Origin of the sequence: Bacteroides congonensis (genome assembly GCF_900130125.1) — a bacterium.
GTDB lineage: Bacteria > Bacteroidota > Bacteroidia > Bacteroidales > Bacteroidaceae > Bacteroides > Bacteroides congonensis.
This window is the reverse complement of the sequence record NZ_FQXY01000010.1, coordinates 974,284-996,444: the sequence shown is the minus strand read 5'-3', so window position 1 is coordinate 996,444 and position 22,161 is coordinate 974,284. Positions and strand designations below refer to the sequence as shown.

The following is a 22,161-nucleotide window of genomic DNA, read 5'->3' as shown; positions in this document are numbered from 1 at the left end:
GGGAATAAGGGGAGAAGACAGAAAGTGCACCAAGTTTCCTTTATTAGTTCAAAAATGATTATCTTTGCAAACTAAAACGAGCAACTTGGTAACAAAAGTAATAATAGATTAATATGGCATTGCAATGTGGTATCGTAGGACTACCGAACGTGGGTAAGTCAACACTTTTCAACTGTTTGTCGAACGCAAAGGCACAAGCGGCAAACTTCCCTTTCTGTACAATTGAACCGAATGTAGGTGTAATCACCGTTCCCGACGAACGTCTGAATGCACTGGCAGAATTGGTACATCCCCAAAGAATCGTCCCTACAACAGTAGAAATCGTAGATATAGCCGGACTGGTGAAAGGCGCAAGCAAAGGTGAAGGACTGGGAAACAAGTTCCTTGCCAATATCCGTGAGACAGACGCAATTATCCACGTACTCCGTTGCTTCGACGATGAGAACGTGACGCATGTAGACGGAAGTGTAAATCCTGTCCGCGACAAAGAAATCATCGACTACGAACTTCAGTTGAAGGATTTGGAAACTATCGAAAGCCGTATCCAGAAAGTGCAGAAACAGGCGCAGACAGGTGGCGACAAAGCTGCAAAACAGGCTTACGATGTGCTGGTTCAATACAAAGAAGCTTTGGAACAAGGCAAATCGGCACGTACCGTTACTTTTGAAACCAAAGACGAACAGAAGATTGCCCGTGAACTGTTCCTGCTGACCAGCAAACCGGTAATGTACGTCTGCAACGTAGACGAAGCAAGCGCGGTAAACGGAAACAAATACGTAGATATGGTACGTGAAGCCGTGAAAGACGAAAATGCAGAAATCCTGGTTGTCGCAGCCAAGACAGAAGCGGACATCGCCGAACTGGAAACGTACGAAGACCGTCAGATGTTCCTTGCCGAGGTAGGTCTGGAAGAATCGGGCGTGGCGCGTCTTATCAAATCAGCTTATAAATTATTGAATCTTGAAACTTACTTCACAGCCGGCGTACAGGAAGTACGTGCCTGGACGTACGAAAAAGGATGGAAAGCTCCGCAATGCGCAGGTGTTATCCATACCGATTTTGAGAAAGGCTTTATCCGTGCAGAAGTTATCAAATACGAAGATTATATCCAATATGGCTCGGAAGCAGCCGTGAAGGAAGCCGGTAAACTGGGTGTGGAAGGAAAAGAATATGTCGTACAGGATGGCGACATCATGCATTTCCGTTTCAACGTGTGATTATCGGCAATCACCGACGACTTATTAATTACTAATTCGCTAACAACATGAAATATCTCATTGCAGGAACGGGAGGTGTAGGCGGCAGTATCGCAGGATTCTTGTCGCTGGCAGGCAAAGATGTAACTTGTATTGCCCGTGGAGCTCATTTGCAGTCAATTCAGACAAACGGCCTGAAACTGAAGTCAGATTTAAAGGGCGAACATACGCTCCGAATCCCGGCAACTACGGCTGAAGAATTTAACGGGAAAGCAGATGTGATATTTGTATGCGTGAAAGGTTATTCGGTCGATTCCATCGTAGAACTGATAAAAAGAGCGGCACACAAAGATACGGTTGTCATACCTATTCTGAATGTATATGGAACAGGGCCGCGCATACAGAAACTTGTTCCGGAAGTCACTGTCCTGGATGGTTGTATCTATATCGTAGGCTTCGTTTCTGGCACTGGAGAAATTACCCAAATGGGCAAGATATTTCGCCTGGTATATGGCGCCCATCACGGCACGGTCGTAAAACCCGGATTACTGGAAGCTATACAACAAGACTTGCAGGAAGCAGGCATAAAGGTAGACCTGTCACCGGACATCAACCGGGATACGTTCATCAAATGGTCGTTCATCTCCGCAATGGCGGTAACGGGTGCTTACTACGATGTTCCGATGGGAGAAGTGCAGAAACCGGGAAAGGTACGGGATACATTTATCGGACTTTCTACGGAAAGCGCCGCTTTAGGAAAGAAACTGGGCGTTGAATTTCCGGAAGACCCCGTCAGCTATAATCTGAAAGTGATTGATAAGCTCGACCCCGAAAGCACCGCTTCCATGCAGAAAGACCTGGCACGTGGACATGACTCGGAAATCCAGGGTCTGCTCTTCGATATGATTGCGGCAGCCGAAGAACAGGGAATAGATATACCGACCTACCGGATGGTTGCGGAGAAATTCAAAGAATCTAATCATTAACATTAATCCAATATAGAATGAATGCCATGCTATTATCCATCAACTGGAACCCGAACCCCGAACTATTCAACCTGTTCGGCATTTCTATCCGTTACTACGGATTACTGTGGGCAGTAGGAATATTCTTTGCTTATGTTGTTGTTCACTACCAGTACCGGGATAAAAAGATAGAGGAGAAGAAGTTTGACCCGCTTTTCTTTTACTGTTTCTTTGGTATTCTGATCGGTGCCCGCCTGGGACACTGTCTGTTCTATGACCCGGGGTATTACCTGTCTCATTTTTGGGAGATGATTCTTCCCATCAAATTCATGCCGGACGGAAACTGGAAATTCACCGGATATGAAGGATTGGCCAGCCATGGCGGTACACTAGGATTGATAGTTGCCCTTTGGCTGTATTGCCGTAAGACGAAGCTTCATTATATGGATGTGCTGGATATGATTGCCGTAGCTACGCCAATCACGGCCTGCTTCATTCGTCTTGCCAATCTGATGAACTCGGAGATTATCGGTAAACCGACTGATGTGCCCTGGGCATTCGTTTTCGAGCGTGTGAAAGAATATGGAGCAAACGGTGAAATACTTCCGGCAATCCCCCGCCATCCGGGACAACTCTACGAAGCCATCGCTTATCTTATCCTGTTCTTCATCATGATTTACCTGTATAAGAATTACAGCAAGAAATTGCACCGCGGCTTCTTCTTCGGCCTCTGCCTGACGTATATCTTCACCTTCCGCTTCTTTATCGAGTTCCTGAAAGAGAATCAAGAAGATTTCGAGAACAGCATGATGTTCAATATGGGACAATGGTTAAGCGTTCCATTCATCATAATAGGTGTCTACTTTATGTTCTTCTATGACAAAAAGAAGAAAGTAGCCTGAAACGGAAAAAGGGATTAGCGATGTTTAAATCACTAATCCCTTTTTTTATCATTTACTCTTTCTTGTTAGGGTGGATATCATTTTCTTATTTCCCCCTGACTATCTTCTTTATATCATTCAGCTTATTCAGCGCTTCAATCGGAGTGAGATTATTCACATCCAAATTTAATATCTCATCACGAATCTGGCAAAGAATCGGGTCATCCAACTGGAAGAAGCTCAACTGCATACCACCACGGTTCTCACTTACTTCCGCCAATGGCTTGCCTGCTATTCCCTGTTGACGATTATCAGATTCAAGCTGTTTCAATATCTCGTTGGCGCGTTTCACGATGCTTTTCGGCATACCCGCCATCTTTGCCACATGGATACCGAAAGAGTGTTCACTACCGCCACGTTCCAGTTTACGAAGGAAGATTACCTTGTTATCCACTTCTTTCACCGATACATTATAATTCTTGATACGCTTGAAGGATTTCTCCATCTCATTCAATTCATGGTAGTGCGTAGCAAATAAAGTACGTGCTTTTGCCTTCGGATGCTCATGGATATATTCTACAATCGCCCAGGCAATAGAGATACCGTCGTATGTGGATGTACCGCGTCCCAGTTCGTCAAATAGTACCAGGCTTCGGGAAGAAACATTATTCAGGATATCCGCCGCTTCGTTCATTTCCACCATGAAAGTAGATTCACCTACAGAGATGTTATCACTCGCTCCCACACGGGTGAATATCTTATCCACCAGTCCGATATGTGCACTCTCGGCAGGAACAAACGAGCCGATTTGAGCCAATAGCGTAATCAACGCCGTCTGACGCAAGAGTGCCGACTTACCCGCCATATTGGGGCCGGTTATAATGATAATCTGCTGCGTATTACTATCCAGCATCACATCGTTGGCAATATACTTCTCACCGATAGGAAGCTGCTTCTCAATCACCGGGTGACGCCCCTGACGAATATCCAGTACGTCATTATCCTCAATGACCGGACGGATATAACGATTCTCACGAGCCACATTGGCAAATGACAACAGACAATCCAGCCGGGCAATCTGATTCGCGTTAATCTGTATCTGCGGAATAAATTCCATCAATGCCTGTACCAAATCCGTATATAGTTGCGTTTCCAGCACCAGAATCTTATCTTCCGCCCCTAAAATCTTCTCTTCATACTCTTTCAGTTCCTGCGTGATATAACGCTCTGCGTTGACCAACGTCTGTTTGCGAATCCATTCGGGTGGAACCTTGTCCTTATGCACATTACGGACTTCAATATAATAACCGAACACATTATTGTAAGCCACTTTCAAGCTCGGAATACCCGTCCGTTCGCTTTCGCGCTGCTGTATCTGAAGCAGATAATCCTTTCCCGAATACGAAATCCGACGTAGTTCGTCCAAATCCGCATTCACCCCATCTTGAATCACTCCCCCCTTATTAACAGCCAACGGCGGGTCATTCTTAATCTCTTTGGCGATCCGGTCGCGAATAGTGACACAAAGGTTCAACTGCTCCCCTATCCAGTTCAGGCTTGCGTTATCGGCCTGGATACATGCCAACTTTATCGGCTCGATAGCCTGCAAAGCCACCTTCAACTGAACCACTTCACGAGGCGATACGCGCCCTACAGCGACTTTGGAAATGATACGCTCCAAATCGCCTATCAGATGCAACTGTTCTTCAATCAATTCCTTAAAGTCCGGTTGGCGGAAAAAATACTCCACGACATTCAACCGTTCGTCAATCGGCTTCTTATCCTTCAAAGGAAAGACCATCCAGCGTTTCAGCAAACGTGCTCCCATCGGGCTGATTGTCCGGTCGATGACATTCAGCAAACTGCTTCCGCCATCATTCATATTGCCAATCAACTCAAGGCTACGCACCGTAAACTTATCCAGACGAACATATTTATCTTCCTCAATACGAGCCAAAGAAGTGATATGTCCAATCTGTGTATGTTGCGTCATCGTAAGGTATTGCAGGATAGCGCCGGAAGCTATGATACCATTCTTCAAGTGTTCCACGCCGAAACCTTTCAGGTTCTTCGTCTCAAAATGCTTCAGCAACTTCTCACGGGCGGTGGTTTCCGTAAATACCCAGTCGTCAAGCTCGAAGGTAAAGAACTTGCTGCCGAAATTCCCCTCAAACATCAGGCGTTTGCCACGTTCGAAAAGAATTTCTTTCGGAGCGAAGTTGTTCAGCAGTTTGTCCACATAGTCAAAAGGGCCTTCCGCAGTAAGAAACTCGCCGGTAGATATATCGAGAAAGGCAACTCCACAGGAAGCCTTTCCGAAATGGACGGCAGCCAGGAAGTTGTTCTCCTTATAGTTCAGTACATTGTCATTGATGGAAACACCGGGAGTCACCAGTTCGGTAATCCCCCGTTTCACTAACTTCTTGGTCATTTTCGGGTCTTCCAACTGGTCGCAGATAGCGACACGCTTTCCGGCACGAACCAGTTTCGGGAGATAGGTATCGAGAGCATGATGCGGGAAGCCCGCCATCTCAATAGTCTTTCCTTTTCCGTTGGCACGTTTTGTCAGTGTGATTCCTAGAATTTCGGATGCGGTGACGGCATCCGTAGAATATGTTTCATAAAAGTCGCCGCAACGAAACAGCATCACTGCATCAGGATGTTGTGCTTTCAAATCCAGAAACTGTTTCATCATCGGGGTGAGGACGATTTCTTCTTCGTTCACGGTTCTCTCCCTTTCTTTTTTATTTAGAGTAAACAATTACAATATCTTTGCAAAGATAACGGTTTTTCGGCAGAGAATCAACGGTATCCCCTGTTTCAATTTTCAAAATAAGTGTTGCATAGATTTAAAAAGGAACGGCGTTTTTCTTAACAAATAGGGAGATAATATTAAAACGTGTTATAAAACATACTATTTTACTTGGATAATTTGCTAATTTCCCAAGAGTCCGTATCTTTGCAATGTGTTTTTCATAGTATTAGATTTAAGGTTAACAAAGGTTGGAGCAAGGCGTTGCTCCTTTTTTTATGTCCGTACGTCAATTTACTCCTAAATAATCCTGTATTTTCTTTGCAATATAACGCCCCATTAATTGTTGTCCTTCTACATCCGGATGCAACCCGTCTTTCAAATAACGCCCACGTTCTCCCCAAACTTCGTCTTCCGCTTTAATACCACATTCAGAATAACAATCAATCACCGGAACAGAAAAAGCATTGCATATTTCCCGCAAAACTGCTATTTTTTTCAAGTTCAGGTCATTATGAGACGCACTCCCCGACTGAATCGGCGTACAGAGAAATACCCGACACTCCGGGAAACGCTCGATAATTGTCTGAATAGACCAGCGAGCTCCCCCCGCCATAGTGGTAAGATCCACTTTATCCAATATTTTCTCTTTCAAAGCGTCAGACGCCCTTCCTATTTTAGTATCATTTGTACCCATAGAAAAAACAAATATATCCGGTACCGGAAAACTACCGTTTTCTACTTCTGATATAAACTTCTGAATATGTACTTTTGCCACATTATTGTGTCTTTTCTGTATTTCCACTTTATCATCTGTAGATTTCCACCCACCGGAAATACCGGCAAAGTCCTTACTGCCATATTCTTGCGTATCAATATAACATGCCCATTTTGCCGATCCTACCGCAACATTATGATGAGTGGCAAAACCAAGTATATCAACAACCGTTTTTGACCACTGATTACCCGCAGTAATGCTATTCCCGTCACAACCGAAATGCATCTTATTGAAATCCACCTTCTCCTGTGTCTGCACTCCCCCTTCTTGTGCCTGATGGTCTGCCGAACATCCGGTAAAAAGTAAAACGATTAATATCCATTTCTTCATCTTAATACTCCTTTCTCTATTATTCATCTAAAACCGCTCCATTATCTCCATACACATTCTCCCATTATGGTAAGGACATTTCCAAAAACCCGCCTTATCTTCTGCACGATTCACTGTTCCGTCTGCACGTATTCCCCAAAACCATTCTCCATTGTCGTTATCAACCAGATGTCTTTTCACAAATTCCCAACATCGTACTGCCCTCAACAGTGACAAACGGTCATCAAAATGCTGATAAAGGTTTACATATCCAACAATCGCTTCCGCTTGTACCCACCAATGCCGTTCGGCATCTATAGAACCACAACTCCTATTCATTTCATAAATCATACCCGCACCTGGAAGAAGCCCCTCGGAAGCCGCTTCTGCTATCTCTATCACAAGCGGTTCTATCCGGGTTATCAATCGTTTATCACCGATAAGCAAGGCAGCCTCATGCAGCAGCCATGACGCTTCTACATCATGCCCATACGAAACCATGTCATGTCTACTATTCCAGTCATCATCAAAAAACAACCGTAAATGCCCGGTTTCAATATCCAGTATCCGGTCGGTAAAGAGCTCTATAAGATTACGCAACTGACATTCCAGATACTCATTATTCCAAACACGAAAAAGATTTGTATAAGGCTCCAGGATATGCAAATGCGTATTCATCGTTTTCCGCTCATTTTCATCCTTCTCACTCAAACGCATATCCTCTATTTCATTCCATTCACGGGTCAACGCCTCACAATAACCGTTCTTAATCCGATCAAAGCTATGTTCTTCAATGTCATAAAACAGACGTATAGCATATTCAAGCGCTTCTGCGTCTCCCGTAGCCCGGTGATATTCACTCAATCCATAGATAGCGAAACCCAATGCATAAATTTGTTTTTTAGTATCCAAAGGAGAACCGTCTTCACAAACTGACCAAAATACCCCTCCATATTCGTGATCATAGAAATGAGTTATCAATTCCTGTTTGGCACGGGTTGCCATTTTCAGATATTCATCCTTATGCAACAAACGGTAAGCCGATGAGAAAGTCCACAAAATTCTTGCATTCAGAACAACGCCCTTAGAAGCTCCGGGAACACGTTCTCCTGTGCCGGAAATTCGTCCATAAAAACCGCCATACTCCGAATCTATCATATGATCCATCCAAAACGGAAGAATATTGCCCGTTAGCATACACTGCATTTCTTCCTTTAATTTTCTAACTGTCGTTTCCATATCATCTGCCAATTTATAAACCTAGTTGACGACAAAGCCATTTATTCCACTCATCGGATTGCTCCTGATATAGATAATGTCCCGTCTCTAAATAAGGATGCAACTCCTTTTTAGCTGTAATAATATTATAAGCTGCATACATAGAGGTAGGCGGACATACTTCGTCATTATATCCCCAACTGAACCAACCCGGTGCAGTAATAAGCCGTGCAAAATTTGCCACATCATAATACGCTGCTGTGGTAATCCGCTCTTTTGACGGTTGAGGAAAATAATAAAAGTAATGAGGCCATCCTCCGGCAATCTTCTTTAAATGTGCCTGATGGTCACACATCGCAGGATGGATAGCCGCATAAAAGGTAATCCGTTTGTCCAATGCCGCCGTTACAACAGAAAGTGCTCCTCCCTGACTGGAACCTGTCACTCCCATATTTTTTCCGTCATATTCCGGTAAAGAAGCTATAAAATCGACCGCCCGAAGAGCACCTGAGAAAACACGCTTATAATAACTCTTATCCCGGCTATTATCATTTTGATAAGGATACCCGTTAAGCGCTCCTTTCGACAATACGTCATATACCATCTGCGACATCGTCACAGGAATCCCGTGAATGCCTATTTCCAACGTAATCACTCCCTTGGAAGCCATATGGACATCTCCCGAATAGGGACGCACTCCGGCACCGGGTACGCGAAGTAACGCCGGATACTTACCCGGCTTTTTGGGCATACAAAGAATGCCGAACGTTCTCGAACCGTTACAAATATTCTGGAAACTGACATGGAAGACATTTACCTTATCCGTGCAACGCTCAGGAATAAGCTCCATAGTAGGAAGCAAAGGAATCTGCCGGGCTTCCTTCAAAACAGTATCCCAAAATTGACGGAAATCTGCAGGCAGTGATGTATGCGGCCTCAACTCTTCAGGTGCGTAAGCCACGGTAGCCAATCCTTCATATACATGCCCGTCAACAGATGCACGCACTTTACAGCGCAAAAAACCGGGAACATCCATACACCCCGTTACACTTGTCTTTCCGTCTTTCAATAAAACCCCTTTCTTCTTTTCCACCGGATACCATTCCGGCCCCAACTCATAGTCTATTGTCACTCCGGACAAAAGGTTTTGTGCCTTATATACCTGAATTGTAAACGAACATTTTTCTTTCAACTGATATTTCCAGTCTGTATGGTCGGGAGATACGACTACAGTAATTTCCGTTCCACGGATTTGTGCGGAAAGAAAAGTTACACAACAACAGAATACCAGGCTAATAATCCATCTATGTATTTTCATAATCTTATTACTTTCTTTTATCATTCAATTGGTTAGTGATTTTTCTCATTTCTTTCTCGGAAAGCGGATAAAGGCTGATAAAGATGACACTCAGCACCGTACCCATAGCCGGTAGCCAACTTAGGAACATCCTTATTCCATGAATAGCTTCCTCGCCCTGCACCGCGTTGGCCTCAAAACCGTAAAAAGCCAACAACCAGCCCGTAACGGCACTTCCGATAGCCCAGCCAAATTTCTGACTCATGGAAGAAGAAGAGAAGATAAGTCCCGTAGCACGGTTACCCGTTTTAAGTTCCGAATAATCAGCACAATCTGCATACATTGACCATAGAAGCGGGAAGATACTACCCGCACAAATACTTATCAACACCTGAAAAATAAACATCAACATCAACTGCTCTTTATCAAACCAGTAGAAAATTACTGAAAGTACTGTCGCTATCGACATCGCCCACATATATGTCTTTTTTTTGCCGATACGATTGCTCAATGGAGCTGCCAACACCACTCCGACAATATTGGCGGCTTGCCCGACAGCCAAATAAAGCCCGCTCAATACAAAGGAAATTCCAAATAAAGAAACGGAAGCATATTCTTCTTCTACAACATAATACTTAAAATAATAAACCGTTGCCCCGTCACGAATAGAATTAAAGACCAATGCAGCTACACCGGCTCCCAACAGAATCCACCAGGGACGGTTATGAAGCAAATCCTGCAAGTCACTTTTCAAGGAATTCTGCCGCTCTTTAATAGGTTTTACCCGTTCGGTAGTCCATGCAAAGCAACCATAAAACAGCAACACACACAACACCGCAATTACAATGACGCTCATCATCCAACCATGCTGCTCGTCGTGTCCCATACTGAACCGGTTCACCATCGGCATGAACAAAAGTAATGCTATAAAACTTCCGATGTAAGCGAAAGTCATACGATACGTAGAAAGCATGTTCCGGTCTTTCGGTTCCGGACTCATCACTCCCAACAACGAAGCGTAAGGTACATTGATAGCTGAATACACCATCATCATTAACGAATATGTAAAATACGCATATATTACTTTCCCGCCATCACCGAAATCAGGAGTTGTAAAAGTCAGCACACCGATCACAGCGAACGGAACAGCCAGATACAACAGATAAGGACGAAACTTTCCCCACCGCGATTGCGTCCGGTCGGCAATAATCCCGATTATAGGGTCGAACGCCGAGTCCCAAACACGAGTGATGAGAAACATCGTGCCCACCACTGCTGCAGGCATGCCAAACACATCCGTATAAAATATCATCAAATAGGAGCCAAACAATTTCCAAAACATGGACGAAGCCATATCACCGAAACCATAGCCTATCTTTTCCCTAATCCCTATCATAAAGTATGCATCAGTTTCAGATTCTTATCAATCTGTTTCTTCAGCGTCTCCACTGAGGCAGAAGTAAAAAAACCGTCCGCAGGCGTATTCATACAATAATCGACCAACCGGTCTATTGTAGAAGTCGCCACATGCATACGAGTGTCAGAAGAAGCATAGTAAATAAAAACCGTACCGTCTTCATCAGCTATCCAGCCATTGGTAAACAATACATTAGAGACATCTCCGATACGCTCTTCTCCTTCCGGCGCCATAAAGAAGCCTGCAGGAGAAGCAATCACTTTCGCCGGATCTTCCAAGGAAGTCATATACATATATAACACATAACGTAAACCGGATGCACACCCACGCACACCATGCGCCAAGTGCAACCATCCCTTCGATGTCTTAATAGGATGAGGGCCTTCACCATTTTTCACCTCTTTGATTGTATGGTAATAACGCCGGTCGATTATAGTCTCTTCCTTTACTTCCGCACAAGTTATATCATCTACCAAGGCCCAACCGATACCACCGCCACTTCCGGCATCTATAAAACCGTCCTGCGGACGGGTATACAACGCATACTTTCCATCCACAAATTCAGGATGAAGAACCACATTTCGTTGCTGGCTTCTTGTTTTCAAATCCGACAAACGCTCCCAAGTCTTCAAATCCTTGGTGCGGGCAATAGCTGCCGTAGCGGTAGCCGAGGAAAGATCTCCCGCAGGTGCCGTATCATCGTGACGTTCAGCACAGAAAATACCATAAATCCATCCGTCCTCATGAGCCGTCAAGCGCATATCATAAATATTTGTCGCGGGAATAATGTCCTCAGGCATAGTCACGGGATAATCCCAAAAACGGAAATTATCTATGCCGTCAGGACTTTCGGCCACTGCGAAGAAAGATTTACGATCCGCTCCTTCAACACGCACCACCAGCAAATATTTACCATTCCATTTAATAGCTCCCGAATTTAACGTAGCATTCATGCCGATACGTTCCATCAAGAAAGGATTTGTCTTTTCGTCCAAGTCATAGCGCCAAAACACAGGAGTATGGGCAGCAGTCAGAACAGGATATTGATAACGTGTGAAAATTCCATTTCCACCTTCAACAGGCATATTCTTACGAGTTACCAGTTTCTCGTAATCATCAAATAAGTCGCGGATTTTTTCTTTAAATGTTTTCATCTATTCAGTATTTTAATTTCATTTCAAATCAGACACAAAAATGGTTTTAGGATGCTTATAAAACTCCACAAAATCAAGTGCAGATATTTGTCCCGGATACGGGGCATAATAATGCGCTTCCTTTTCGCGGGCATTTCGCCAGACCAATACATAGCTGACAGGATATTTGTCCACTATAGGAAACAAGGTTTCCGTCCACCAGGTGGAATCCGGGATAGCTTCATATCCAGTCTCCGTCACTGCAACCGGTTTATTATGCAACCTTCCGACCTCTGTAAGAACCGTCAATGACTTCTCCATAGTATCCACATATTTTTCACGCTCAAACTGATAAGTGTCAAACCCGAACAAGTCTACCATGCCATCACCCGGATAGCGTTCCAGATATTCATTCACATTATCGGGCTCACTACCCGGAGAATAAGCATATAGCAAATGATTCACTCCCTTTTCCTGTAGATAATCATAAGTCATTTTCCACAACGACTTATATTCTTCGGCAGAACAAAGATTTTGTCCCCACCAAAACCAGCTCCCCGTATGTTCATGCCAGGGACGGAAAATCACCGGTATTTTAACTCCTTCCTTCGTGACAAGCGAATTCATAAAATCTGCTGCCCTATCCAGCCATCCAAGAAACTTCCCATGATTCTCTCCTCCGGGAAGGACGGAAGCAACTGCCGTTGAATCACTCACATCCCAAGACGCTTCTCCCGTCACAGGGTTATCCACATGCCAACTAAGAGAACAAACACCTCCTCTGTCATAGTGTGCAATAATCTCTGTGCGTATCCGTTCGAAAAGTACATCATCCAAGTTCTTCTCTCCTCCCCTTTCAATACGCCCCAGGTCAAAAGCCATCACTGCCGGATAATCGCCACACACACTTTTGACATCACTACGGTTCTCGTCTCCATCCCACCGGATGCCATATACCGGATCATCCTGATGACCAAACATGAATCCTTTCTCCGGCAAGTGGATTAACTTATCCAACAATGCCTCCGTCTCCGCAGTTTTCGAAGCAGACTGTTGCTCTCTTGTCACACATCCGCCCATTCCTAAAGCAAGCAGGAAAACGCCTGCCATAACTAGTTTATTTTTCATCTTCAAGCTATTAAGTATTATTTAAAAGAGGGTAATTGATCGCGGGTGATTACATAATCCTGTGACATTGCATCCACCCACCAATCCTTATCTGCATACCTGTGGGATGTCGCAGTAAAAGCTTCCGAATCCAATTCTTTCGTACGGCTGTAATCATACCACGGCATAAAGTATGTCCATTTTGCCCCTGCCTCCCACTGGGCGGATATCCGGGCAAGATGATACACTTTCCCGCTTTGTTCGCCATTTCCACATTCGCTCAATGCCACCAGCTTACCCGGACAAGAAGCAGTTATCGTACCGTACTGCCTGAAACAGTATTCCCCAGTAGTGTACTCATCCTTTGCAGGATACATATCACGCCCCACCATATCGACGTATTCATCCCCCGGATAAAACTCGCTATCCTTAGTTTGTGTAGTCCATACCCAAATCAGATTGTTGATTCCTTCTTTCTTAAAATAATTGAAAATATAAATCCATAGTTTCTTGTACGCTCCCGCCCCGTCATTTCCCCACCAAAACCAGGCTTTTCCATTCTTATAATTATAGATATTACCGGCAGCCTCATGCAAAGGACGCCATATTACAGGAATTCCCTTATCGCGAAGCAGCTTCAAATAGCCCGCCAGCTTCTTCAAATCGGCCTTGACAACTTCGTTTTCCCAAGTGCCCTCCCTTGTTGCATTAGCAGCACTGAAAACAGTCGTCGTCCTTTTTCCCGTACCCGGATCTACAGAACCGTCCCCCGGAGTATAGTGCCGTTCGGCACTTCCTTGGACACATGGCACTCTCCAATGCCAGCCCGCACCCACAAGCCCGTTCTTGTTCCACCAGTCTTCCACTATTTTCGTTTTCGAATAATCAATCCACGAACAAGGGGAATACTCCAAAGAGATATAGTCAAAAAAAGCAATAGCCGGATACTTGCCTGTATGCTGATATACCCATTCTGCCTCATTGATATTCCAACTCGGGCATGCCATTGTTCCGGACAGTGTTTTCTTATTCCTGTTCTCCCTTAAGAAATCATATACTTTCACCGCTTGCTCCGAAGCACCGGAAGTACAAAGGACAGGCGCAATAACAGGTTCCTCTCCTTTGCCCGAATGCCCGGCTAATTCTTCTCCCGACGAACATGCCATAAGTACGAACGCAGTCCCTGTCAGGAACACTCGGGATTTCACTATACTAATGGTCGGTCTACTTTTTTTCATTGTAATATTTTTAAGTTTAATGTAGGTAATAAAGAATTATCTTTCCGAAAGCAAAAGTAGAGATGTGCACATGAAATATGGCTCCCAAATGGTTTTCACACTATCCTATTTGTCACATGATACATTTGGAACAGTATTCGGATACATTCGGGAAAAAAAAGAATCCCTGACAAAATAAACATTGCCAGGGATTTCGTCAAGCAGTTCCGTTCTAACTAACGGATGCCGTCTTATTTTGAATTATTTTTCAGGCTCTCCTAATATCCTCTTTACATGCTGCTTCAAGATATAGAATGCCGGATCGCCCATGGGGCCATGGCCATGACCACCGATTTCATAAAGGTATGTTTCTTTGTGCCCGACCAATTTCATCATCCGCCACATATACGCATTCTCTTCATAACGTCCGAAAAGTTCCAATTCCCGGTCGCCTGTAATGAGAACCAAAGGCGGAGCATCCTTGCGAACATGAAACAAAGGAGCAAATTCATCAACAGTAGGCTGAAGATTATCTATACCATTCATCTTCCGATAAGAAAAATGACTAATCACCTGCCCGCTGAAAGGTATCAATCCGGCAATAGAATCAGCATCTATATCATATTTTTTCAACCATCTTTTATCCAGACCGACCATAGCCGTCAGATAGCCGCCTGCAGAATGGCCGGATATAAATATCTTATTCTTATCACCCCCATATTTTTCCACTTCCCGGAAAGCCCACGCAACAGAAGCAGCGGCATCATCCAGACATTCGGAAATAGCCACCTTCGGAAGTAGGCGATAATTTACGGCAATAACCACCATTCCATTTTTCTTCAGCCTGCCCGGTATTGATTTATTGCCTTGGGTAAGCCCCCCGCCATGAAACCAAACTACCACAGGACATCCGGTCTTATTTTCCGGATAATAAACATCCAGCTTGCAACGCTCCGTTGCATAAGGGTCTTTTGAAGAACTATATGACAAATCCTTTACAGTACGATACGTAATATCCTGGGCATAAAGGACGCCACACATCAAAAGACTCAATAAAAAACAAATTCTTTTTATCATTCTACTTCTATTTATCAGTTAAGTGCAAACTCACTATCGAATTACTGTCCTATCTTCTTTTCAATACGGATATTGGCAAAACTATGGTCTACATTCCATTCTACATTAGGTTGCATTGCCAAAGTTAAAGCTATTTTTCCGGAAACCAATCCGGCAGTAGCTACATTTTCAAGTTCCAGAGTTACAGTATACCATTCTCCAAATGTATTCATATTCTCATCTAATGAATATTTCCACTGGTAATTACCGCCATTCAGCTTAATCAGATAACCGCCTGTCTTCGACGTAATGTCATAGAACGGATAATCCGAAGCCGAATTAACTTCAAATTTGAACAGGTAGTCAGAAGGATTAGCGGCAACTTCCTCATCTAATATAATACTGCCGGAAGGCAATCCTGTATAACTCCAAGCCTTATAAGTGCCTTTTACCCGGAAAAAAGAACCGGCCAAAGCTACAGGGTCTCCTGTATTGGAACCATCGGTTATAAAATCCTTACCGCCCCAAATACCATAATCCGAAGGATTAGCCAAGTCCCAAACAAGATTGTCCGTTTGCCGATAAGGTAATTGATAAGAGCAATGTCCTTCTGTACCATTCCATTCCACTACAATCATCGAGTTATCCGGAATATCCCTCGGAAGTTTGGCAGTAATCACCTGGTCTGTCACGCTTTCTATCTCCAGTTCCGTATCGCCAAACTTGATGACAGATGACGAATTCTTGCCAAATCCATATAATTCAAAATATTTGCCCTTTATCTGTAAGGACGTGCCGGGCAAAGCAAATTCATTATACAGACCGTTTATTTCCATCGCAGGGACATCCAGTTTGAATTCACAAGTCGTATTCCCCCGCTCTGTTTCATAATATAATTTGTTCGTGATTTCTTCAGGCATATCCCCCGGTAAAGGGAAACACGCCTTTTTTGACGTCGCATACACTTCCGACAAATCCACTTCCATATTATTGAAAGTAATTTTCGTCACATTGCTCAAGTTCTCCCCGACCAACACAATCATTTCACCAAATCCCCCTTTGGTCAGCGGAACCTGTAAATCCGTATCATCCGGAGAATAGATGCCCTGCACATCGGGTGCTCCAAATGAGTTCATGCCATCATCATAACCATCATTATAAGTTACAACATCCTGACAAGAGAACAGAGTTGCCAACAACACTGTCCCTATCAATATTCTATTCAAAGTCTTCATATTATTCATAAATTATTGGGTTGAACATACGGCTTAGTTCCAGCCCGGATTATTTTTATCAATAGCCATATTGGTAGAAACTTCCAACGATGGCAACGGATACAGCAAATGACGGAACTCACGACGTTTGTTAATACTTCCCTCGTCATAAGGAGTACGCGTACCATCTTCATTGATTCCACCCAAAGAATTCATTACGTCCAAATATATTCCCCAACGAAGCAAATCCCAACGACGGTCACCTTCATAAGCCAGTTCCTTTGCACGTTCTTCAAAAATGACCGAACGTAACTCCACTTTCGTTTCAATAGCACCGTCTCCGGTTACAGAAGCCTCTTTGGCATTCGAACGGATACGAATATCATTTAAGGCATCAATCGCATCCTGTGAAATCCCGTCATTCAATTCGCATTGTGCCTCTGCGTAAATCAATACAATATCAGCATAACGCAAGAATGGCCAATAAGCATCCGTACGGCCAATCGTGGGGTCTGTCACATCGGCATATTTAGTTGTAAAGGCGAGGCAATTAGATGATATGCTGTTCGTATAGGTGAGTCCGTCATTGAATGGCGCTACAGGTTCCTGCACTTTCACGTCGTCCATATTCTTACCGGTAGCCATCAACTTATATTCCGGGGTTCCCGGATAATAATATCCCCTGCCATTCTTCACCTGACTGTCATACTGGAAGCGATGCTTGACTCCTTTCGTTATACGATAATCTTCGTTATCAAACAAGCAATACCAATGAAAACGATTGCCTACCCAAGGGCCTTTCTGCAATACCCCTCCGGCATCCTGCATGCCGCAGTACCATTGATGTACTCCGTTACCATACTCTTCGTCAGCACTCCTTGTCCGTACGGAAAACATATGTTCACTTTCATCAAAACCGCTTTTCTTCCACAATTCATCAAAAGACAACAGTCTGTAAGTCCCATAACTCACATCAGGATTCCTCCCCATTATAATACCTGCATAATACGCCGCTTTCTCATAACAGTCTTTCCAGTCAAGCGATTCATAACCTGCCACCTGTGTCTTCTCGAATGTATTCGAAACCGGATTAGTCAATATTTTCGTTCCTGCATTATAACTATAGGAAGGACCGGACTTCACAATCATCTTTTCTCCTGCCGGAAGCGCACCCGCCCCCATAGTGGCATACACTTTTGCCAGCAGGCCAATCGCAGTGCCCGCAGCGACATGTCCCTTTTGATATTCGGCATCCGTATTTTTATACATCATACCGGCTGCCTGCTCCAACAAACGTATAATCTCCGCATACACATCAGGAATAGGACGACGAGGCTGGTTATAGCTGGCTCCTTCACTGATAGCGACATCAAACAACGGAATTTCACCATATGCACGGGTCAGCAAGAAATAAGAGAATGCTTTCTGAAAATAAAGTTCTCCCAACGCATTCCGTTTTACTTTCTCATCCGCACCGGTTATTTCATTTACATAATGTATGGCTACGTTTGCCCGATGAATCAAATTATAACAACCCGTCCAAATAGAAGTCGCATACTCGTCCGCCTGAAAGTTTCCCGCTCCCAAATTACTGAAAGCCCAGTCCGGCCCGGTTATATAATCGGAATCAAGTTCCAGGCAACGTGGAAAACTACTATAACGGAACATATTGTTTCCCCATTTACTATATACTCCGGTCAGCCATAAATCTACAGCCGCATTATTATTGCCCAATTGGTCGGGACCAACAAAAGCATAAGGTTCCTCCTTCAAAAAGTCACTGCAAGAAGCCAGCCCCAGACTGCCCGTTGCCCAAAGACTTAAAACAACATACAATTTATATAATTTCATAATTCTATATCTTAATGGTCAGTTTAAAAATCTACTTTTAGTCCTAATGAGAATGTACGGCTACTCGGATAAGAATATATATCCACACCACGCCGGGAAGTATCAGAACCAAAGGCGTTTACTTCCGGGTCAAACCAACTATACCCGGTAATGGTAAACAAGTTGGTAGCATTTCCATAAATATTGATAGAACTGATACCCTTAAACTTAGGTCTCCATGTATAACCGATACTAAGATTCTTCAACTTCAAATAAGAGCCGTCTTCCACGTAACGATTTGAAATTAACATAGTCCGTTCATAACTATTCACCGCTTTAGGCCATTTGGCAGAAGCCCTGTTTGTTTCTGTCCAACGAGTATTATAGGCATCTACAGGAATATTAGCCGTATTTCCCATCTTTACTTCCATCAGGTTACCATTAAAAATATCATTTCCCTGGCTTCCCTGCAGGAAAAAACTCAAAGTGAAATTCTTCCACCGGAAATTATTGGTTATACCATATACATAGTCAGGGTTCGTATCACCAATCACTACCCTGTCTGCATTCGTTATGGCAGGGTCATCGTCAAAATTCCGGTACTTTATTTCTCCAATCATACTCTTCCCCTTCGCACGGACACTTGGATCCGGGGAAGCCATGACTTCAGCCAGATTATTATAGAAACCATCTTCTACGTACCCGAAAATTGTTCCGATAGGATAGCCGTTACGCTGCAAGAATACATCATCCGCTTTATACCATAATCTTGCGGAAAACTGGTCGGAATCAAGTCCGCCAACTTTATTTTTATTGAAAGATATATTGGCGTCGATGTCCCACTTCAAAGGAGTATTCCGCAATACATAGAATTTTCCGGAAATCTCCAGTCCTTCATTCGTCACATATCCCCTGTTCACCATCATACTTGAGAAACCGGTACTGGAAGGTATTTTCACCTCCTGCAGCAAGTCGCGCGTTTTCTTATAATAATAATCCACAGTCAGGTTGACGCGATTATTAAAGAAGCCTATATCCAATCCGGCATTATACTGGGCAGTTGTCTCCCAATGCAAATCTTCCGCTACGGGCCCACGCCATTCCACTTCTGCGAAACCGCTGCTGATAGCACCACCACTAAAAGGATAATTAGCAGGATTCAACATGGGCAAAGTCCGGTAACTTCCAATCCCCTGATTACCCGTCTCACCATAGCTGAGACGCAACTTCAAATTACTGAAAATATTCAGGTTCTTAATAAATTTCTCTTCCGACAAACGCCATGCCACAGCTCCCGAAAGGAAGTTTGCCCATTTATTGTTTTCCGTGAATTTACTGGAACCGTCAACACGATAAGATGCCGTAAAGATGTATTTATCCATCAACGTATAATTGATACGCCCCAAAAATGAAGCCAATGACGAATCCGTACGGTCGCTCTTCAATTTGCCGGGAAGTGTACCCAGGCTCATATCATATTCCTGAGTCAAATCACTGGGAAATCCCGTAGCCGACATCGATTTACTTCCATAGTCCCTCTTCTCGACAGTAAAACCGCCCACGGCATTAACGGAGTGGATTTTCTTGAATGTCTTATCGAAAGTAAACAAGGACTCGGCAGTAATTCCCATACTCCAGTTGGTAGACTGTCCTGCCTTACCGTTTATATTATTAGCTTCGGAACCTTCTGATGTCCTGCGGCCATAATACGTGCCGCGTTCCCTGTTTGTATAGTTAATACCCAAGTTCTGACGGAATTTCAAAAACGGGAACAGCTTTATTTCTAAATAAGAAGAAGTAAATACATTATTGGACTTCAGGTTATCCTTTGCCGAGTTAATATAAGCATAAGGGTTGGATGCCAGCCAGCTCAATTCGTCCGAGTTCAGTGTCTCGTCGTCACTCGGGTCATAAGTAGTCGGAAACACGAGCGCGGAACGGATAACTCCATAATCATTAGAGTTCGTCCGGGAAAAGTCGGTGTCCGTATGAGAAAAGCTGATATTCACTCCCATATCAAGCCAACTCTTAATCTTGCGCCCCATATTGGCACGAATCGAATAACGTGTAAAACCAGATTCCTTGATAATACCCTGTTGTTTCAGATAGTTGCCCGAGAACGAGTGCCAGCTACCGTTTCTGGAGCCACCGGACACACTGATATTATATTCTTGCGAGAAACCGTCCTGATAAATCAAATCCTGCCAATCGGCCACACCGACTTTCGTTGCATTGCCGTACTCATCCGTGTAAATGCCCGGATTCAGAAAATCTTCCGGTGCAGGATTGTACTTACCTTGAGACTTGTCAGAATTGCTATACGACCACTTTCCCGGATAAGGCAAAGAAGTGTATGCTTTTCCATGATACTTATAACTATTCTCTACTTGCTCATTCCTGTATAGCGCATATTGATAAGCATCCAATACATCTACGCGGTTAGCAATCCGGGAAAAAGAGAAATTAGCAGTAAACCTCACCTTATCCGCCCCCGGTTCTCCACGCCTGGTCGTAATCAATACAACACCGTTCGCACCACGTGAACCATAGATAGCCGTAGCCGACGCATCCTTCAAGACTTCAATTGACTGTATATCATGCGGATTGATAAATGCCAGAGGATTGGACTCATTATTTCCGGAATTGGCATCGCTGCTTGGTGTCCCCCCCGCGTCATAAGGTACGCCATCTACAATATACAAAGGCTGTGAATCCGTAGAAAAAGAGTTCGTACCACGAATCTGTATACTGATACCACCACCGGGAGCACCGTCACTTTGATTCACTACCACACCAGCTATTTTTCCCGCAAGTCCCTGGCTCAAATCCGCCGGATTTCCCCTCATCAAGTCATCCCCTTTGATTTGTGACACAGCGCCGGATAAGTCCCTCTTTTTCATCGTACCATAACCCACTACCACGACCTCATCCAATAATTCCGCGTCATCCGACAGCTCCACCTTTATTTGGGACTGTCCACTTTTCAAAGTTATTTCTTTCGATTTATAGCCGACAAAAGTAACGGACAATACAGCCTTTTCCGGCACACCGTTCAACGTAAACCGACCGTCTACATCGGTTATCGTACCTTTGGACGTACCTTTCACCACTACATTGGCGCCAATGACCGCCTCACCATTCTTATCGACAACCGTTCCCTTAATTGTCCTGCTCTGCTGTACAGCTTCATACTCCTCCGGTGCGATAGCCCGTACGTTCACTATTCCTCCGAATAACAACGCCAGACAAGCCCCTGTTATCAACATATTCTTATGAAAATTCTTTTTCATATATATCAAATTAAATGTTAACCTTTAAAATTTGCCATTTCTTTTCACGCCGCAACTATTTTTTCTCCTTGAGATTCAAGGATTTCAGTTTGACTACTCCCGCTTTTGTTGCACTGATACCCAAACCGTCAACAGAATTTTTATATGCCGGTTCCAGTTCAAGAACAGCTTTCTTTTTTCCTGCAGGAACCTTAACCTTGGATTTAATTTTCTGGTCTTTATCATCTTTAGCGGAATAAGTTGCCATAAACATGACATCCATAGGCAAAGCCTCCTCAAACTCAATCACGACACAATCATATGCCGAGCAATCCAGGCGGGACAGCCACCAGCCGCCTCCCTGCCAATTTTTAGTAAAAGTAATGGTAGCTGTTTCCGCATCAAACTGTGCTTCCCCCCAAGATTTAAACTTTTTGGTTTCCACATTGTAATCTTTCGCCCACACTGATGATACAGTTAAAAGCAAAAGTACGGCAATTAATAAATTTTTCTTCATAATAC

At 43.9% G+C, this 22,161-nt stretch carries 16 protein-coding genes; 3 read left to right on the top strand and 13 right to left on the bottom strand.

From position 1 onward, the window contains the following. The first annotated feature begins 113 nt into the window (after positions 1-113). Genes ychF through lgt form a run of 3 tightly spaced genes read left to right on the top strand, consistent with a single transcriptional unit; the run spans position 114 to position 3,063 of the window. Positions 114-1,217 carry a redox-regulated ATPase YchF gene (gene ychF, locus BQ7997_RS15160; RefSeq protein WP_073347090.1) on the top strand — a complete coding sequence of 368 codons (1,104 nt, stop codon included), beginning with the start codon at positions 114-116 and terminating at the stop codon, positions 1,215-1,217. A gap of 47 nt (positions 1,218-1,264) precedes the next feature. Beyond that, positions 1,265-2,182 carry a ketopantoate reductase family protein gene (locus tag BQ7997_RS15155; protein ID WP_073347089.1) on the top strand — a complete coding sequence of 306 codons (918 nt, stop codon included), beginning with the start codon at positions 1,265-1,267 and terminating at the stop codon, positions 2,180-2,182. A gap of 17 nt (positions 2,183-2,199) precedes the next feature. Next, positions 2,200-3,063, top strand: a complete 864-nt coding sequence (gene lgt, locus BQ7997_RS15150; protein WP_073347088.1) for a prolipoprotein diacylglyceryl transferase — start codon at positions 2,200-2,202, stop codon at positions 3,061-3,063. An 85-nt stretch (positions 3,064-3,148) separates the two neighbouring features. Here lgt and mutS read toward each other — a convergent pair whose 3' ends face one another. From mutS to BQ7997_RS15085, 13 genes are all read right to left on the bottom strand, one after another. Beyond that, positions 3,149-5,737 carry a DNA mismatch repair protein MutS gene (gene mutS / locus BQ7997_RS15145; protein WP_073347455.1) on the bottom strand — a complete coding sequence of 863 codons (2,589 nt, stop codon included), beginning with the start codon at positions 5,735-5,737 and terminating at the stop codon, positions 3,149-3,151. A 346-nt stretch (positions 5,738-6,083) separates the two neighbouring features. Further along, entirely contained in the window at positions 6,084-6,902 is an 819-nt protein-coding gene (locus BQ7997_RS15140) for an SGNH/GDSL hydrolase family protein (protein WP_083589252.1), read from the bottom strand. A gap of 27 nt (positions 6,903-6,929) precedes the next feature. Then, positions 6,930-8,120 (bottom strand): AGE family epimerase/isomerase, encoded by a 1,191-nt coding sequence (locus tag BQ7997_RS15135; protein ID WP_073347452.1) that lies wholly within the window; start codon positions 8,118-8,120, stop codon positions 6,930-6,932. A 13-nt stretch (positions 8,121-8,133) separates the two neighbouring features. Then, positions 8,134-9,417: an acetylxylan esterase gene (locus BQ7997_RS15130; protein WP_073347453.1), complete on the bottom strand. Its 1,284-nt coding sequence runs from the start codon at positions 9,415-9,417 to the stop codon at positions 8,134-8,136. A gap of 7 nt (positions 9,418-9,424) precedes the next feature. Beyond that, positions 9,425-10,792, bottom strand: a complete 1,368-nt coding sequence (locus BQ7997_RS15125) for an MFS transporter (RefSeq protein WP_073347087.1) — start codon at positions 10,790-10,792, stop codon at positions 9,425-9,427. After that, a complete protein-coding gene (locus BQ7997_RS15120; protein ID WP_073347086.1) occupies positions 10,789-11,967 on the bottom strand; it encodes a glycoside hydrolase family 130 protein in 1,179 nt (392 codons plus the stop codon). Before BQ7997_RS15120 ends, BQ7997_RS15125 begins: the two co-directional genes overlap by 4 nt. An 18-nt stretch (positions 11,968-11,985) precedes the next feature. Beyond that, the gene (locus tag BQ7997_RS15115; RefSeq protein WP_162842113.1) at positions 11,986-13,080 is read right to left on the bottom strand and encodes a glycoside hydrolase family 26 protein; all 1,095 of its coding nucleotides are present in this window, start codon (positions 13,078-13,080) and stop codon (positions 11,986-11,988) included. A gap of 11 nt (positions 13,081-13,091) precedes the next feature. Continuing rightward, entirely contained in the window at positions 13,092-14,291 is a 1,200-nt protein-coding gene (locus BQ7997_RS15110) for a glycosyl hydrolase (RefSeq protein ID WP_073347084.1), read from the bottom strand. Positions 14,292-14,531: 240 nt separating this feature from the next. Continuing rightward, a complete protein-coding gene (locus BQ7997_RS15105) occupies positions 14,532-15,347 on the bottom strand; it encodes an alpha/beta hydrolase (RefSeq protein WP_008646899.1) in 816 nt (271 codons plus the stop codon). A 41-nt stretch (positions 15,348-15,388) separates the two neighbouring features. Further along, a complete protein-coding gene (locus BQ7997_RS15100) occupies positions 15,389-16,561 on the bottom strand; it encodes a glycan-binding surface protein (protein WP_073347083.1) in 1,173 nt (390 codons plus the stop codon). Positions 16,562-16,594: 33 nt separating this feature from the next. Beyond that, positions 16,595-18,391 (bottom strand): RagB/SusD family nutrient uptake outer membrane protein, encoded by a 1,797-nt coding sequence (locus tag BQ7997_RS15095; protein WP_073347082.1) that lies wholly within the window; start codon positions 18,389-18,391, stop codon positions 16,595-16,597. A 23-nt stretch (positions 18,392-18,414) separates the two neighbouring features. Beyond that, a complete protein-coding gene (locus BQ7997_RS15090) occupies positions 18,415-21,660 on the bottom strand; it encodes a SusC/RagA family TonB-linked outer membrane protein (protein ID WP_083589290.1) in 3,246 nt (1,081 codons plus the stop codon). A gap of 55 nt (positions 21,661-21,715) precedes the next feature. Further along, positions 21,716-22,156, bottom strand: coding sequence for a hypothetical protein (locus BQ7997_RS15085; protein WP_008646906.1), 441 nt, complete (start codon positions 22,154-22,156; stop codon positions 21,716-21,718). Positions 22,157-22,161 lie beyond the last annotated feature (5 nt).

What these genes read in the sequence shown, in the direction of transcription:
- ychF (WP_073347090.1), top strand. Translation starts at nt 114, where the DNA reads ATGGCATTGCAATGTGGTATCGTAGGACTACCGAACGTGGGTAAGTCA.
- BQ7997_RS15155 (WP_073347089.1), top strand. Translation starts at nt 1,265, where the DNA reads ATGAAATATCTCATTGCAGGAACGGGAGGTGTAGGCGGCAGTATCGCA.
- lgt (WP_073347088.1), top strand. Translation starts at nt 2,200, where the DNA reads ATGAATGCCATGCTATTATCCATCAACTGGAACCCGAACCCCGAACTA.
- mutS (WP_073347455.1), bottom strand. Translation starts at nt 5,737, where the DNA reads ATGATGAAACAGTTTCTGGATTTGAAAGCACAACATCCTGATGCAGTG.
- BQ7997_RS15140 (WP_083589252.1), bottom strand. Translation starts at nt 6,902, where the DNA reads ATGAAGAAATGGATATTAATCGTTTTACTTTTTACCGGATGTTCGGCA.
- BQ7997_RS15135 (WP_073347452.1), bottom strand. Translation starts at nt 8,120, where the DNA reads ATGGAAACGACAGTTAGAAAATTAAAGGAAGAAATGCAGTGTATGCTA.
- BQ7997_RS15130 (WP_073347453.1), bottom strand. Translation starts at nt 9,417, where the DNA reads ATGAAAATACATAGATGGATTATTAGCCTGGTATTCTGTTGTTGTGTA.
- BQ7997_RS15125 (WP_073347087.1), bottom strand. Translation starts at nt 10,792, where the DNA reads ATGATAGGGATTAGGGAAAAGATAGGCTATGGTTTCGGTGATATGGCT.
- BQ7997_RS15120 (WP_073347086.1), bottom strand. Translation starts at nt 11,967, where the DNA reads ATGAAAACATTTAAAGAAAAAATCCGCGACTTATTTGATGATTACGAG.
- BQ7997_RS15110 (WP_073347084.1), bottom strand. Translation starts at nt 14,291, where the DNA reads ATGAAAAAAAGTAGACCGACCATTAGTATAGTGAAATCCCGAGTGTTC.
- BQ7997_RS15105 (WP_008646899.1), bottom strand. Translation starts at nt 15,347, where the DNA reads ATGATAAAAAGAATTTGTTTTTTATTGAGTCTTTTGATGTGTGGCGTC.
- BQ7997_RS15100 (WP_073347083.1), bottom strand. Translation starts at nt 16,561, where the DNA reads ATGAAGACTTTGAATAGAATATTGATAGGGACAGTGTTGTTGGCAACT.
- BQ7997_RS15095 (WP_073347082.1), bottom strand. Translation starts at nt 18,391, where the DNA reads ATGAAATTATATAAATTGTATGTTGTTTTAAGTCTTTGGGCAACGGGC.
- BQ7997_RS15090 (WP_083589290.1), bottom strand. Translation starts at nt 21,660, where the DNA reads ATGAAAAAGAATTTTCATAAGAATATGTTGATAACAGGGGCTTGTCTG.
- BQ7997_RS15085 (WP_008646906.1), bottom strand. Translation starts at nt 22,156, where the DNA reads ATGAAGAAAAATTTATTAATTGCCGTACTTTTGCTTTTAACTGTATCA.